The following is a 15,022-nucleotide window of genomic DNA, read 5'->3' as shown; positions in this document are numbered from 1 at the left end:
CCCTTTGCAGGACAGGATTTGCTCATTGCCGCATTGCCGGACATTGCCGGACGGGGTTTCAAATCCCGTCCGGCAAATATAATCCCTGAATCTGAAACCTGAAGCCTGACAATCAAGTTTCAAGTTCCGAGTTTCAAGTTCCGAGTTTCAAGTTCCGAGTTTCAAGTTTCAAGTTTCGAGTTTCAAGTTTCGAGTTTCAAGTTTCAAGTTTCAAGTTTCAAGTTTCGAGTTTCAAGTTCCGAGTTTCAAGTTTCAAGTTTCAAGTTTCAAGTTTCAAGTTCCGAGTTTCGAGTTTCAAGTTTCAAGTTTCTGACAGACTTTACAGTTAGGGTTTCTTTTTACCCTGATCTCTTTGAAAGTCATGTCAAGCCCCTCAATATAAAGCAATTTGCATTTCAGGGGGCTGCCTATCCCCAAAATGATCTTTATTACCTCCAGGCTTTGTATGGAGGCCACTATCCCGACCACAGGCCCCAGCGAGGGAATTTCTCCTTTTTTTAACGAGTTCTGAGGAAACAGGCACTCAAAACACGGGGTTTCCCCGGGCACAAAGGTCGTCACCATCCCGCTAAAACCGTTTACCCCTCCGTAAACAAAAGGAATTTTTTTTGAAACAGAAGCCCGGTTAAGGACTTTTCGGGTTTCCGGGTTATCTGTGGCATCCAGAATGATTTCACAATCAGCGACCATATCCATAACATTTTCATCACAGATTTCCTCCTGAACCGGCAGAATATGACAAAAGGGATTCAGTTCCCGGAGTTTTTCCAGTGCGGACTCTGTTTTGGGTCTTTTGATATCATTGATGCCGTAAAGAATCTGACGGTTAAGGTTTCCTAAAAGCACATGATCCATGTCAGCGATTTTGAGAGTGCCAATTCCGGCCGCTGCCATATAATAGGCGGAAACAGAACCAAGTCCGCCCATTCCGGCGATAAATACCTTTGCCTGTCTGAGTTTTTTTTGTCCCTGTTCACCGATTTCAGGGATGATGATTTGTCTGTTGTATCGGGTCAGTTCTTCCGAAGATAGTATTGTCATAGCATTTAAGGAATTAATTGTGTAAAGTGTTTTGGTGTTTTGACGGTTGCCACGAAAATGAACGGTCTGGAAAACAGCTTTTTTCAAAAAATTTAATTTCCCATTGCCAGAGGGAATTTTTTTAGCGTTAAAATACATTTTGAAAAGCCGGGTTTTTATATGAAAATATCTTCATAACCGGAGAAGCAAAAAACTTGGCTTTCTTATGAGCGTTTATTTATCAAACTAAAAAAAATTTGGCAAATCATTTTCGCTCCGCATTTCCGAAAACAATAATTAAAATAACAGAACCGCTCATGAAACATCGGATTTTTCCTGGTTATAAATAAACGCTTATGAAAAAGCCGGGTTTTTCGCCATATGCATCAGGCTAAGAATGAGGGACGGCTGCCGGACGGGGTTTGCAACCCCGTCCGAAACGTTTGCGGGCGGCGATCCGGGAAAATATTCCGGACGGGGTTGCAAACCCCGTCCGGCAAAATCAGAGTTAATAAAAACAGTAGGTTGTAATCTTAGCCTAATGCATATGGGGTTTTTCGCCCCCGGTTATGAAAATGTTTTCATATAAAAAACCCGGCTTTTCAAAATGTATTTTCACGGTAAAGAAAAAGACAGAAATCCGAACTGGCAAATGAAAATCACTGCTGATTTTTTTATTGATTTCCATTATACAGGCTGATATGGCGAGTAAATGGAAAATTCAAAGGGTTTTTTCCGTGTTTTACAGCGCAACAGGGTAACAAACACATGTCAAATCAATACCAGTAGCCCCTCAAGACATTCCTGTTTGGCAAAAAATGTTGAAAAATATCATCCCGTGCTTCCTGATGAATGCAAACATACGATTAAAACTTTCAGCAGAAATGCTCTGTTCCGGATCAATTTCAAACAAGTTTGCCAATAACAAAAGTAAAAAAAAGAAAGCAAGTCAGATTCTGAGATATTTAACTAGTGCCCGACCGCATTGATTCTGACGGGTTTTTCGAATGTAAAACAATTTTTCAAATTGTTTTTTCGGACAATTTGAAAAATTGTCCTACATGCTTTCGGATTTTCCGAATTTCTCTCACCCGTCATAATCATTGCGGTCATGCACTAGTATTACCCCACTCGTATTTCTCTGTATCTTCGCATTAATCTTCATCCTCTGTTTTTATTCTTGACAGGTTGCAAGTTACGATCTATTTCTTCAAATTCTGGTTTTATCTGACTCATGCTTATTTGGGAGAACAGATTAAATTGAACATACTTATAATACATTATGATTTCAATTGGATAACCTGATTTAATGATCAGAAAATATTCAAATTAGGATTGTTTCCTGAAAATTTCGTAAGACTTGGGAGATTCACAAAATTTCGCAGGTCCTGCCCGGCTAAATGGGAATATCATTCCCTGAAAAAGTTTCAGATAATTAGTGTTTTATCCTGATTGAATCTTTTAAATTCCTGATTGAATCTTTTTTTTTAAATTAAGGAGAAAATAACATGCCAACAGATTGGGAACCAAAAATTGTGGCTTTCCTGTGCAACTGGTGCAGCTACGGAGCTGCCGACCTCGCAGGTGTCAGCCGGATGCAATATCCCCCCAATATCCGGGTTATCCGGATTCCTTGCACCGGACGGATAAGCCCTAAATTTATTCTGGCTTCATTCAGAAACGGAGCAGACGGGGTATGGGTTTCCGGCTGACATCCCGGAGACTGTCATTACCTGGAAGGTAATTATTACGCACGCAGAAAGTTTACGCTTTTTAAAAACCTTATCGAACATATGGGGATTGAACCCGGCCGTCTGCATTTTTCATGGGTATCTTCAGCAGAAGCGACTAAATTCATTGAGGTTGTCAACGAAGTTACCGAGGCGGTCAGAGCGTTAGGACCTCATGACAATTTTGTAAAACATATGCCTAAGGTGGCTTAATTATGGTAGGATATACTGATAAAATAAGGGAAATATCGGAAAGGCTTTTAAAAGAGGGCACAGTTGACATGGTCATCGGTTTCCGACAGGGAAGCATGCCCATGATGAACGAACCCTGCTTTGCAAAGAGGCCGGAAGATGTGGAAAAACTGACGTGGGACAGCAATTGCGGAATCAACCTGGCAAATTATCTGACCGACAGAAAAGAAAAAATCGGTGTGATCGCCAAAGGCTGTGATTCACGGAACATTGTCACTCATATCATTGAAAACAAAATCAAAAGGGATCAGCTTGTTATCATTGGTGTGCCATGCAAGGGAATGATTGACCGGCGCAAAATCACTTCCATGTTTGAAACGGAAATTCTGTCCGTTGCCGAAGAAGATGGCAAGGTCATTGTAAAAACGGGGGATGCTGAGAAAATCCTGGAAAAAGAAGAGGTTTTGCAGAAAAACTGTGCCGTATGCATCCATCGGAATCCTGTCATATATGATGAACTGGCCGCGGATCTTGTGGAAGAACAAAAGGATATTGACAGATATGCGGATATCCGTGAAATCGAAGCCATGTCTCCTGAGGACAAATGGAACTATTTCGATGATCTTCTGTCCGCCTGCGTCCGTTGTTATGCTTGCAGAAACGCCTGTCCGCTTTGCTACTGTCCCACATGCTTTGTTGACGAATCTCAGCCCCAGTGGGTGGGCAAAACCACGGATCCGATTGACACAAAAACATTCCATTTTTTGAGGGCTTATCATTGTGCGGGCCGGTGTACGGATTGCGGGGCCTGTGAGCGTGCCTGTCCCGTAGGGATCAATATGAGGACACTCACAAAGAAATTGGAAAAAGACTGTTTTGAATACTACGGCTGGGAAGCGGGGCTGACACTGGATGCCCGCCCGCCCCTTGATGCCTATAAACCGGATGACCCTGAAGATTTTATAAAATAAAATATATGGAAATTTGAAATTTGAAATTTGAAACTTGAAATTTGAAACTTGAAATTCAACATTCGAATTTCTGACACTGTTTTCGAATTTCTGATTTCAAATTTCCAATTTCTAATTTCTAATTAAGGTTAAACGCTATGAAGGTCATTAAGATTGATAAGAAAGACTGGGCTGACGGACTTGCTAAGTTAAGCGGAGGCTATCGCCTGTTTGGCCCTGTAAAAGATAAGGAATTTCATAATTTTAAGGAACTTGATAACGGTGAACTGCCGGATTTTGATTTTTCCAATACAAAACTTTCGGCAAAATCCATGGTTTTTCCCCAGGCAGAGGCAATGTTCAAATATTCCTTGGATGAAAACGAAGCAGATCATCATATCATGAAAGAGGCTGAAAAGGATTATTCCCCCCGGGCGGCTATCGGAATCCGACCTTGTGACGCGGCCGCTTTTCTGCTGGTGAAAAAAAATTTTGATACTCCGGAATACAAAGACCCTTACTGGATAAACGCCTATGAAGCCAGTGTGTTTGTGGGACTTGCCTGTAACAATCCCTGTTCCACCTGCTTTTGCACGAGTGCCGGGTGCGGGCCTTTTCATGAAGACGGACTGGACGTGCTTCTTGCTGACGCGGGAGACTATTTTCTGGCGAAGGTCATTACGGATAAAGGGGAAAAACTGTTACAGGCCGCTGGTTGGAATACCGAGGCGGATGCCGGGGAAGACCAGATCGAAACCCTGAAAAAAGAGGCAGAGGCCAAAATCACCGCTTCTGTCAACACTGACGGACTGAAAGACAAAATAACAACTGAGCTTTATGATGCTCCGTTTTGGGAAGATGTGGCTTTTGCCTGCCTGAACTGCGGAACCTGTACTTATGTCTGCCCCACATGCTGGTGTTTTGATATTCAGGATGAGACTCATGGAACATCAGGAATACGCATGAAAACCTGGGACAGTTGCATGTATCCGCTGTTTACGCTTCATGGTTCGGGGCATAATCCCAGAGGCACCAAAGTTCACAGGGTTCGGCAACGGTTCATGCACAAATTGAAATACTATGTGGACAAGTATGGTGACGGGATACAATGTGTGGGATGCGGGCGGTGTATCCGCCTGTGTCCGGTCAACATTGATATCCGGAAGGTTTGCGAATTGATGAACAGTTATGAACCGGCAGACGCTGCCTGTCAGGTCGCTTGAAATTTGAAACTTGAAACTTGAAACTCGGAACTTGATTCATTTCAGGTTTCCGGTTTCCGGTTTTTGGTTTCCAAAGGGAGAAAACCATGCAAAATCCATATTTGCCTTATCCGGTTCGTATTGATGAAATCATTACTGAGACCGAGGATAAGAATCTTAAAACATTCAAATTTGTTTTTTTAAACCCTGAGGATGAAAAAAAATTCGCTTACAAGTCCGGGCAGTTTGGTGAGCTTTCTGTGACCGGAAAAGGCGAAATTCCCATCGGAATTGCCTCATCTCCTACAGAAAAAGGATTTGTGAAATTCACGGTCAACAAGGTGGGACTGGTTTCATCTTTCCTGCATACCATGAAGGTCGGTGATATTATGGGAATCCGGGGTCCCCTGGGAAACTGGTATCCTTGGGAAACCATGGAGGGAAAAAATGTTGTCATCATCGGAGGCGGGTTCGCATTTACCACACTCCGTTCATCCATCATATATATGCTGGATCCGGCCAACCGCTCAAAATTCAAAGATATCCATGTGATATACGGCGCACGGTCCCCCGGGATGCTGCTTTATCGGGACGAGCTGGCCGAGTGGGAAAAGCGGGACGATATCAATATGCACATCACCGTGGATGGCACAGATGATCCGGATTGGAAATACAATGTGGGATTTGTTCCGACCATTACTGAACAGAAAGCCCCTTCCTCTGACGGAGAAACTTATGCCATTATTTGCGGGCCTCCGATTATGATCAAGTTTACCCAGCCTGTTCTGGACAATCTGGGGTACAGCCATGACCAGATTATCATGTCTCTTGAAAATCGCATGAAATGCGGTATCGGAATGTGCGGACGGTGCAATATCGGAAAAGAATTTGTATGCAAAGACGGTCCGGTTTTTACATTGGCCGAATTGAACAACACACCAAAAGAATATTAAGATATCTTAAAAAATAAACGCTCATAAAAAAGCCGGGTTTTTCGCCCCCGGTCATGAAAATGTTTTCAGATAAAAAACCCGGCTTTTCAAAATGTATTTTCACGGTAAAGAGGATGCTGTAACCCAACTTGGTAAGATTGTCACCGTCCTACAAGGCTAACAACTTGTAAATATTATGTTTAATCATACTCAGATTGTTTTTACAGCTACCTGAGTTTTTAATTTTTTTAAGCTTTTAAGACTTTCAGCTTGCAACAGTTATATTTTTTATATTTTTTCATATTGACATTGAAAAATTAATCGTATAAGAATACGTTTTTTATAAAAGCTTAACAGGCTGCGAGCCATAAAGAAAAATAAAAAAGGAGGATGTTTAAATGCCAGAAGTTGAATTCCAAGGGAAAAAGTTCAACGTTGATGAGGACGGATTTATTGATGACTATACCAATTGGTCTGAGGAATGGGTGCAGTTCGTAAAACAGGAAGAAGGAATCTCAGAACTTAATGACGAGCATAAGAAAGTCATTGACGTGCTTCGGGAGTACTATGAGAAAAACGGAATTGCCCCCATGGTCCGTGTTCTTTCAAAGGTTACCGGTTTCAAACTGAAACATATTTATGAACTGTTCCCCTCAGGACCTGGTAAGGGAGCCTGTAAAATGGCTGGCCTTCCCAAACCTACGGGATGCGTCTAAAACTAAGATCATCTTGTTTTTGTCCTGTATTTAATTTATAAAAGAAAAAGCCCTGACCGTAAAAAGCGGGAGGGCTTTTTTTATTTGTACAGGAAATTATAAAACCGGAAGTCAGGATTGGGAACTGAAAATGGCAATCTTCCGGATTCTCGATTTTCAATTCTCAATTCTCAATTCTCACTGTACGGAGGTTGAAAAAAAATGCTTCTGACCGTCAAAACCAAAGCCAGAACAGAATTAATTGATATCACCTCAGAGATACAGGAAGCGGTTCAGTCAGCCGGTCTGAATGAAGGGCTTTGCATGGTCTGTGTTCCGCATACCACCGCCGCCGTGACCATAAATGAAAACGCCGACCCAAGTGTGAAGGCCGACATTCTGATGGTCTTAAACAAGATCATCCCCTGGGAAGCAGATTACCGTCACCTCGAAGGAAACTCACCAGCCCATATAAAATCAACACTTGTTGGGGCCTCGGAACTGATAGCAGTTGAAAACGGAAAACTGGTTTTAGGGACATGGCAGGGAATATTTTTCTGTGAATTTGACGGCCCTCGAAACAGAAAAGTAAATATAAGCTTTATAAAAAATTGATAATTGATAATGGATAATTGATAATGGACAATTGATAATGGATAATTATCAATTGTCCATTATCAATTATCAATTTCCAAGGAGTATCCCATGCCGTTGATGGATGACATTGACAGAGCTGTTCTTAACCGGATTCAGTCCGACTTTCCTATTACCTCGCGTCCATATCTTTCCATAGCCAATGATATCGGGCTTTCTGAGACAGATGTGCTAAACCGGGTTGTCCGCCTGAAAGAAGCCGGAATTATCCGACGAATTGGCGGAAATTTTTTTCCTGGAAAACTGGGATTTGTCAGCACGCTCTGTGCGGCAAAGGTTCCGGAAGACAAAATCAGTTTATTTGCGGAAACTGTCAACCATTATCCGGGAGTGACGCATAATTACCAAAGAGATAATAATTTTAATATCTGGTTCACCTTTATTGCACCCTCCATGGAAGAAATAGAATCAAACCTTGAAAAAATTTCCAAAGAAACAGGAATAACTGATATTCTCAATCTGCCTGCGACAAAGCTGTTTAAAGTTAAAGCGCATTTTGATCTGTAGTTTGAAACTTGAAACTCGAAACTTGAAACTCGAAACTCGAAACTCGAAACTTGAAACTTTTTGGTTTTAAGCATTCGGATTTCAGTTTCTAAACAGATGGTTCCGCTTTTCTGTTCCCAATTCCCAATTCTCAATTCTCAATTATGAAAGACATCCGCATTGCCGCAATAATTTCCCAGTCGTTTGCAGGTAAGACTGCTGATAATCTTGACGGAATGGTCAAATGGATAAAGGCTGCAAAAAAAGAGGGTGCGGCTGTTGTCTGTTTCCCGGAAATGAATGTTACGGGATACAGCGTTTGTCAGGATATAAAGGATGCGGCAGAGCCTGTTCCGGGTTCCGTAACTGACCATCTTTCATATCTGGCCGAGGACCAGGATATTGTCATTCTCGCGGGAATGGCTGAAAAAGATGAAAATGGCCTTATCTTTGCAAGCCATCTGGTTGTAAAACCCGAGGGAAATTTTGATGTTTACCGAAAACTGCATATTGCCCCGCCCGAACGCCCTGTGTTCTCAGCAGGTGATAAAGTTCCCCTGTTTGAAGCCTGTGGCGTGAAATTCGGAATTCAGCTTTGCTATGACGCCCATTTTCCCGAACTTTCCACCCTCATGGCCTTAAAAGGTGCTGAGGTTATTTTTATTCCCCATGCGTCTCCGAGGGGAACTCCCCGGGAAAAATACGAGTCATGGATGCGGCATCTTCCTGCAAGAGCTTATGATAACAGCTTTTTTGTCATTGCATGTAACCAGACCGGTGAAAATGGAAAAGGGCTTCACTTTCCAGGGGTTGCAGTGGTAATTGATCCGGCCGGAAAAATTATGGAAAAGGATGTGAGTGGCGGAGAAAACATGGTGGTTGCGGAACTGAAAGCGGATGTTCTGACAGGAGTACGAAATAATAAAATGCACTTTTTTCTTCCGAACAGAAGAGATGATCTGCTATGCGGCCGTAAGATTAACCAGCTCAGAAAAATATAGCTCAGAAAAATTGGATGATGAAGGTTGCAGAAGTCTTGAAAGCTGGGGATACTTCACCACGTCAGGCCGTTTTGAGAATGTTAAATAGAAAGTTTGTTCTGCAAACGGGCCTTCAGGCTACCTCTGAAAGATCTTCTGTTTTTTTTCCTCTCTTAATCCTGATGATTTTTGCTCTGTATTCTTCCTTTTTGGACATTTTAATCCCCATTATTCTGACAAGCAAAAATGCAAGAAAGAAAAACATGAACCCCAGTGTCACCGAGGCATAAGGGGCACTGAAGTTATAATTTGGTGCGACTTCCTGCCCGATCACCGCCCCCGCAATCATGCTTAAAATTGGAAATACATAAACAAGGAAAGCTGCTTTGAGCAGGGACGCTGTTTCAAAACCAATGATAACTTTATCACCTACTTTTGCCCCCGCGGTGTTGATTGTTTCAACCTTCATTTCCTTTCCCCCGCCCATCGAATGACAGCTATCTCTTGCCGCACACGCTTCGCATGAACTGCTTTTCGTTGTTTTTACCCATGCGGTTCCGGAATTACTGACCTTTATGACGATACCTTCTTCAGTTGCCAAAATTTAGCTCCTTTTGTTTCTTTTGTGTTCAACAATCTTTTTCTTACAATATCTCCGAAAAAAATGAATTTGTCAAGTATGATGCCCCGCTTCCCCACCGCGTATCAACAGGCCGCTCAGATTATTATGAGAAATGAATTCTCACTGATGAAATCAGCCATGGGTTCAGTGGAAAAAATCTTCTGGTTATAACCGGATTCAGGGGAGGGCCGACCAAGCCCCGTAGGGGCGACATATTTGTAGTAAGTATCCTGAAAATATGCCGCCTCCACGGGGCTTGGCCAGGCCGGAATGTTACAAATATATCGCACCTACGGGGCTTAACTGGCATATGCATCAGGCTAAGACTGCCGGACGGGGTTTGCAACCCCGTCCGAAACGTTTGTTTTCGGGGGTCGGAAAATATTTCGGACGGGGTTGCAAACCCCGTCCGGCAGATCACGGATTAATAAAAACAATGAGTTACGATCTTAGCCTGATGCATATGGGCTTAACCGGACCTCTCCCCTGAACCAATACTATTGACTTAAGCATAAGCAGGTTTTCCGATATTTTCTCCGGAGTGCGAAAAATGCTTTTTCGCAGGCGCAAAAATAAAATTTTTGCACTCCGGATCCGTTCGGAATTGCCTAAATCAACAGCATTGCCCCCCTGAACCCGTTATAATTAGCAAAAACCATGCCTCAGCATTAGATTTTTATCAAAAGTCTGCAAAATAATGTTGCTCAGATAAATTTTATGCGTTTTGCCGCGAACAACACCATTTTAAGCAAAAGCCATCCGTGACGCCAGCGGTTAATATTGGTATTACCATAAGCTCGGGAGCGGTAACGAATGGGAACTTCGGCAATTTTTAAATTCAGTTTTGCAGCTCCGAACAACAAATCAAAATCTCCGAACGGATCAAAATCTCCAAAATAATCCCTGTTTTTGGCAATCAGTTCATAGTCACGTTTCCACAGCACTTTTGTTCCGCACAGGGTGTCTTTTATTGGCTGCCCGAGCAGCCATGAAAATGCCAGGCTGAAAAACTTGTTTCCGAGGATGTTAAAGAAACGCATGGATTCCTGTTCCAACGGATAGACAAGGCGAACCCCGTTGATAAATTCCCCTTTTCCCGATACAATCGCATTAAAAAAGCGTGTCAGGTCCTCGGGGGGGACGGTCATGTCCGCGTCCAGTATCATCAGCACATCTCCCCGGGCTTTCTCAAAACCCAGGCGGACCGCGTCACCTTTTCCCTTTCCGGGCTGCCTGAACAGTCTGCATTTTTTTTCCGGAAAGCGTTCAATCACCTGTTCAATGGTCTCAAAGGTATTATCGTTTGAATGCCCTTCGACAAATATAAGTTCGGTCTCGCTGCCCAGGGAAGGCGTACGCTTTAAAATATGTTCAATATTCCCGGCTTCGTTCCGGGCAGGGATAATGACTGAAACAGAAGGTTGTCCGCCTGTCCGGGCCTGTTTCCGCATTGGTGCGGGCCGGGCAACGACAAAATTTGTCAGGGCAAACCAGCTGAAAGGCAAAAAATTCACCATGTACTGGTTCGCCAGATTTGGTAACAACGGAACTTTCAAAGGAAACAAAATGCACCGAATATGTTTGACAACGTCAAAGTCTTCCAGATTCAGCAGGTTGAAAATATCATGAGGAGATAACCAGTTTTGTTCCAAAACCGCTGCCCCCATGCCCAGGCGATTCGCGACTGACAGGGGAATACGCCACAGATTATTGTAAAAATTCAGAATGATGCGTGTTCCCGGATGGCTTATCTCACGAAATCTTTCAAAAACAGACTGCACATCCCGGAGATCGTTCACCAAATCGGAGAGGATAATGACATCAAATTTTTCCTTAAAGACCATGTCGTGCGCATCAGCCCGGACAAAAGACAGCCCGGGATGCCTTGCCGAAGCATATCTGATCATCTCATCTGAAAAGTCAGCTCCCACCCCGACAGATGGCTCCAACAAAGCAAGAAGGTCTCCGTGACCGCACCCCAGTTCCAATATCCGCAATCCCGGAGGAATGAGGAACTTGTAATAATGCTGAAGAAGTTTTTGATAAAACGCGCCGATCCGTTTCGGATTTTCATGTAACCGGGAAATCTTATTCCAATGAGCAATACGTTCCTGCTGATAGCGATGTTTCGCCGAATCCATATGTTCCCCTTAGTGATTTTATTTCAAAACAATCACGCATATCATAAAAAATGAGAATGGCAAATGAAATTTGACGTCCCTTGTTTCAATTCCGCATATAAGCCGTATAACCACCTGAATCAGTTTGTTAAATATGGGGGCATGGTTAGCTTTGGAATATTATCACTCGATGATCAGGTTTTCTGAGCTGGTCTCGACAAAAATAAAATATCCGGTGTAGGGTGGGTGGAGCGAAGCGCAACCCACCGCACAAGGTGGGTTGCGCTTCGCTCCACCCACCCTACGTTTTTTGTATCGGGTATATTATTTATTTCGAGTTCCCTTAACAGGATAAGGAACGATCCAGCTTCTGAATCTGCGGATATTGCCTTTTAATCCGTCATGTCGGATAAGGTCGTCAATCCCGTAGGCTTGCCTTTGTTTTTCAGAAAGCGGATACTGTTCGGAATCGCTGAGGAAGGCTTTTAATCTGAGTGCGTGGGTCATGGGTAATTCATATCCCAGATATTTGTCTTTTAACGAAAGGATCAGAGAATCAAATTTTTCTTTTGAAAACGGGAACGCTGCCCAGTTTCCATATTTTTTTGTTATTAAGAAATCCTTGAAATACGGGGCAGATGATGAATTGAAAAAATAGGAATTCGGAATACCTTTTCCAGTAAAAAAACATTTCCCGGCTATGTAATGAAGCCGGGGATTGTCCATGGTCTGAATCCCGAAACTTGTTTTCCCTGATCCGGAATCCCGGAAATGGTCCGAAATATAAGAAGGGGGCCATACTTCCCGGATAAGCATTGTTTCAATCGTGTGAAAGTTGATCTTGTCAAGAGAGGCCCTGACTGCCTCATTGGTGTTCAACGTCTCCTGAGCCTTCCGGATATCCCTGAGTGAAAAAGATTTGTCCGAGGCCAGCAGTATCATATCTCCCGGGGTTGCCATGAACACACGGCATTGGTCAAATTCCTGGCTGACCGTATTGATGATCATCCCCAGCATGGACGGATCCGCAAAATAGGTATGGATCCACTGGGCCAATATCCCGTTTTCGGTGAGATGTTCTCTGACTAATTTATAAAACTCCTGTGTAAATAACAAATCCACCCCTGTCACCCAGGGATTGCTCGGCTCTGAGAGAATGATATCCCATTTTTTTTCACTTCGTTTCAGAATGCGGAACGCGTCTCCCATCAGAATACGGGCCTTCGGGTTCAGATGAAGATCATATGTGAATTCTCGGAAATAGGGAAGAACTTCCACAACCGAGGGTGAAATTTCAGCCACATCAATACTCTCGATATCAGGATAGAGGGTTAATTCGGCCGCTGTGACGCCTGTGCCCAGTCCCACGACCATAGTGTTTTCTCTTTTCTCTGCCAACAGAGCCGGCAGATGGGCCAAAAGCTTGAGCAGATAAGCATCCCCGATGGTGGAGGAATCAGACTTGCCGTTGACAACGATGGACAGGGATTTCTGTGCTGTTGGCGATCCCGGAGGATAGGGATGCTCGGTAACGGCCACGGTGGCCATAGGCCCGTCTTTGTAAAATTTTAAATCCCTTTTACTGTTCCACTTTCTGAAGAAATCATCCGGGCCATCCTGGGAATAAGATAAAAGTCTCTTCTGGGTGAAGGTCCCCACCATAAAATGATCTTCATCATAAAACGGTGCCCATATAAAAAAAACCAGAACTGTAATGATCAGGGCCAAAGAGAGGAGTTTTGATTTTTGATTTCGGATTTTCGGATTTCGGATTTTTTCCACAGTGGCCAGGAATGTGGAAATAGCGGCAAGTAACGCTGCACACAGAAAGACCCTTGCATTGTTGAAGTAATAGTAAAAAAAGATTCCCCCGACCAGACTTCCCACAAGGTTGCCGATGGTATTTAATGAGAAAAGGATACCGGAGTGTTTTCCCACATTTTTCAGATCTCTTTTGATCTCGTGAAATGCAATGGGAACGGTCGCTCCCATGAGACCTATGGGCAGTATCAGAATAAGGGCCAGGGCCGCGAACACATTGAGATAATATGTGGAAAATGCCGAAATGTCCGAAGGAAAAGAACCCCGGATCAGATGAGCCCAGTAGGGCCAGGTATCAAGGGAGAGATAGACGATTAACAAGGTTATCGTGATAAGCAACTGATTTGTAAATAATAAATGCCGAGGGATATCTTTTAATCTGCCCACAACATAGCTTCCCATGGCAATGGAAAGAATAAAAACAGATACAATCAGAGAGAAAGAATAAGAAGAACTCCCGAATGAAAGGTTGCTGATTCGGATCAGAACATTTTCCAGCGTCATCACATAGAAACCGCTTAAAAAGGCAATCGCACAGAGGATGGCCGGGGATTTGCGATTTGTGATTTGTAATTTGTGATTTGTGATTTGTGATTGGGGATTGCTGAGTGCCGGTTCACCCTCGCCCCTCGCCCCTTGCCCCTTGCCCGGTATAAAATAAAAAAACAGAAACGCGCCCAGATTCAGGAAAGCAGTTCCTTTTACGGTTACGGGCAGACCATGATTCGGAATCAGATAGAAACCGGCCAGGAGGGTTCCTATAAACGCACCGGCAGTGTTGACAGCATAGACGCTGGCGTGGATACGCGTGGCTTCGCCAATATGTCCTGACAGCCCCCGTGTCAGAAACGGAATCGTTCCGCCCATGCAAATGGTGGGGATTCCCATGAGTATCACGGAGCAGAAAAACCCCTGAAGGATCATTACCGGCGGCGGAGAAAAATGCCATTCCCGGGTAAGCGATTCAACAACCTTAAAGACCATGGGAAAATTGAGACACCAGATTCCGATAATACCTTCTAACACAGCATAAGCTTTAAACTGGTTTCTGACCTGTGTGGTGAATCTTCCGCAGATATAATATCCGAGAGATAAACCTCCCAGAAACACGGCCAATATGGTTGCGGTAGCGATGGTGTCACTTCCCAGGAGCCTGCCCAGATATTTTTGCCACGCGACCTGATAAACCAGACCTGTAAGACCTGTGATAAATACGACAGTATATACTAAAACAGAAATTAAAACCGGAAAACCCGGTCTTACATTGAAAACATTTTTTTTAATCATTATTAAGGCTATCCTTCATTCAGTAGCTTACACATCTTGATAAATGGCCATGATCTGCCAGTGACAACAAGCAATGAAACCCGGGGCGAAAGACAAATCACTTTCATAATATCATTGCCTCTTAGAGCGTGTTTGAAAAATAAAGAATATGAGTAATCATAAGTGGCTGTTCTTTTTGCCACGAAGGCACGAAGGTTCACGAAGGTTCTTTGTGTCACTTTGTGTCTCCGTGCCTTTGTGGCTAATTTTTTTTGCCACGAAGACACGAAGGCACGAAGGTTCACGAAGGTTCTTTGTGTCACTTTGTGTCTCCGTGCCTTTGTGGCTATTT

13 protein-coding genes are annotated in these 15,022 nt (G+C 43.4%); 8 read left to right on the top strand and 5 right to left on the bottom strand.

The window, feature by feature from the left end:
• Positions 1-294 precede the first annotated feature (294 nt).
• The gene (locus tag dnm_RS25950) at positions 295-1,128 is read right to left on the bottom strand and encodes a HesA/MoeB/ThiF family protein (RefSeq protein ID WP_207679792.1); all 834 of its coding nucleotides are present in this window, start codon (positions 1,126-1,128) and stop codon (positions 295-297) included.
• 1,400 nt (positions 1,129-2,528) lie between these two features.
• Here dnm_RS25950 and dnm_RS25945 point away from each other — a divergent pair.
• The 8 genes from dnm_RS25945 to dnm_RS25910 all read left to right on the top strand — a co-directional run bounded on the left by dnm_RS25945 (position 2,529) and on the right by dnm_RS25910 (position 8,862).
• Positions 2,529-2,963 (top strand): hydrogenase iron-sulfur subunit, encoded by a 435-nt coding sequence (locus tag dnm_RS25945; RefSeq protein WP_207679791.1) that lies wholly within the window; start codon positions 2,529-2,531, stop codon positions 2,961-2,963.
• 2 nt (positions 2,964-2,965) lie between these two features.
• Positions 2,966-3,913 (top strand): 4Fe-4S dicluster domain-containing protein, encoded by a 948-nt coding sequence (locus dnm_RS25940; RefSeq protein WP_207679790.1) that lies wholly within the window; start codon positions 2,966-2,968, stop codon positions 3,911-3,913.
• Between the two features lie 137 nt (positions 3,914-4,050).
• Entirely contained in the window at positions 4,051-5,115 is a 1,065-nt protein-coding gene (locus dnm_RS25935; protein ID WP_207679789.1) for a 4Fe-4S dicluster domain-containing protein, read from the top strand.
• A gap of 86 nt (positions 5,116-5,201) precedes the next feature.
• The gene (locus dnm_RS25930) at positions 5,202-6,047 is read left to right on the top strand and encodes an FAD/NAD(P)-binding protein (RefSeq protein ID WP_207679788.1); all 846 of its coding nucleotides are present in this window, start codon (positions 5,202-5,204) and stop codon (positions 6,045-6,047) included.
• 377 nt (positions 6,048-6,424) lie between these two features.
• Positions 6,425-6,742, top strand: a complete 318-nt coding sequence (locus tag dnm_RS25925; RefSeq protein WP_207679787.1) for a TusE/DsrC/DsvC family sulfur relay protein — start codon at positions 6,425-6,427, stop codon at positions 6,740-6,742.
• A 201-nt stretch (positions 6,743-6,943) separates the two neighbouring features.
• A complete protein-coding gene (locus tag dnm_RS25920) occupies positions 6,944-7,336 on the top strand; it encodes a secondary thiamine-phosphate synthase enzyme YjbQ (protein ID WP_207679786.1) in 393 nt (130 codons plus the stop codon).
• Between the two features lie 90 nt (positions 7,337-7,426).
• Positions 7,427-7,882 (top strand): siroheme decarboxylase subunit alpha, encoded by a 456-nt coding sequence (gene ahbA / locus dnm_RS25915; RefSeq protein WP_207679785.1) that lies wholly within the window; start codon positions 7,427-7,429, stop codon positions 7,880-7,882.
• 143 nt (positions 7,883-8,025) lie between these two features.
• Positions 8,026-8,862 (top strand): nitrilase-related carbon-nitrogen hydrolase, encoded by an 837-nt coding sequence (locus tag dnm_RS25910; protein ID WP_207679784.1) that lies wholly within the window; start codon positions 8,026-8,028, stop codon positions 8,860-8,862.
• A gap of 112 nt (positions 8,863-8,974) precedes the next feature.
• Here dnm_RS25910 and dnm_RS25905 read toward each other — a convergent pair whose 3' ends face one another.
• The 4 genes from dnm_RS25905 to dnm_RS25890 all read right to left on the bottom strand — a co-directional run bounded on the left by dnm_RS25905 (position 8,975) and on the right by dnm_RS25890 (position 14,993).
• Positions 8,975-9,442 (bottom strand): SoxR reducing system RseC family protein, encoded by a 468-nt coding sequence (locus tag dnm_RS25905; RefSeq protein WP_207679783.1) that lies wholly within the window; start codon positions 9,440-9,442, stop codon positions 8,975-8,977.
• A 725-nt stretch (positions 9,443-10,167) separates the two neighbouring features.
• Complete coding sequence (locus dnm_RS25900) at positions 10,168-11,604, bottom strand: glycosyltransferase (protein WP_207679782.1); 1,437 nt, start codon at positions 11,602-11,604, stop codon at positions 10,168-10,170.
• Positions 11,605-11,907: 303 nt separating this feature from the next.
• Positions 11,908-14,691 carry a fused MFS/spermidine synthase gene (locus dnm_RS25895; RefSeq protein ID WP_207679781.1) on the bottom strand — a complete coding sequence of 928 codons (2,784 nt, stop codon included), beginning with the start codon at positions 14,689-14,691 and terminating at the stop codon, positions 11,908-11,910.
• An 8-nt stretch (positions 14,692-14,699) separates the two neighbouring features.
• A complete protein-coding gene (locus tag dnm_RS25890; protein WP_207679780.1) occupies positions 14,700-14,993 on the bottom strand; it encodes a hypothetical protein in 294 nt (97 codons plus the stop codon).
• Positions 14,994-15,022 lie beyond the last annotated feature (29 nt).

The organism is Desulfonema magnum, from assembly GCF_017377395.1.
In the GTDB taxonomy this organism is placed as follows: domain Bacteria; phylum Desulfobacterota; class Desulfobacteria; order Desulfobacterales; family 4be13; genus Desulfonema_C; species Desulfonema_C magnum.
The sequence above is the reverse complement of the archived record's forward strand: the minus strand, read 5'-3'. Positions and strand labels throughout refer to the sequence as shown.

Excerpts from the sequence above, each read along its gene's own strand:
- dnm_RS25940 (WP_207679790.1), top strand. The coding sequence starts at position 2,966 with ATGGTAGGATATACTGATAAAATAAGGGAAATATCGGAAAGGCTTTTA.
- dnm_RS25935 (WP_207679789.1), top strand. The coding sequence starts at position 4,051 with ATGAAGGTCATTAAGATTGATAAGAAAGACTGGGCTGACGGACTTGCT.
- dnm_RS25930 (WP_207679788.1), top strand. The coding sequence starts at position 5,202 with ATGCAAAATCCATATTTGCCTTATCCGGTTCGTATTGATGAAATCATT.
- dnm_RS25925 (WP_207679787.1), top strand. The coding sequence starts at position 6,425 with ATGCCAGAAGTTGAATTCCAAGGGAAAAAGTTCAACGTTGATGAGGAC.
- dnm_RS25920 (WP_207679786.1), top strand. The coding sequence starts at position 6,944 with ATGCTTCTGACCGTCAAAACCAAAGCCAGAACAGAATTAATTGATATC.
- ahbA (WP_207679785.1), top strand. The coding sequence starts at position 7,427 with ATGCCGTTGATGGATGACATTGACAGAGCTGTTCTTAACCGGATTCAG.
- dnm_RS25910 (WP_207679784.1), top strand. The coding sequence starts at position 8,026 with ATGAAAGACATCCGCATTGCCGCAATAATTTCCCAGTCGTTTGCAGGT.
- dnm_RS25900 (WP_207679782.1), bottom strand. The coding sequence starts at position 11,604 with ATGGATTCGGCGAAACATCGCTATCAGCAGGAACGTATTGCTCATTGG.
- dnm_RS25895 (WP_207679781.1), bottom strand. The coding sequence starts at position 14,691 with ATGATTAAAAAAAATGTTTTCAATGTAAGACCGGGTTTTCCGGTTTTA.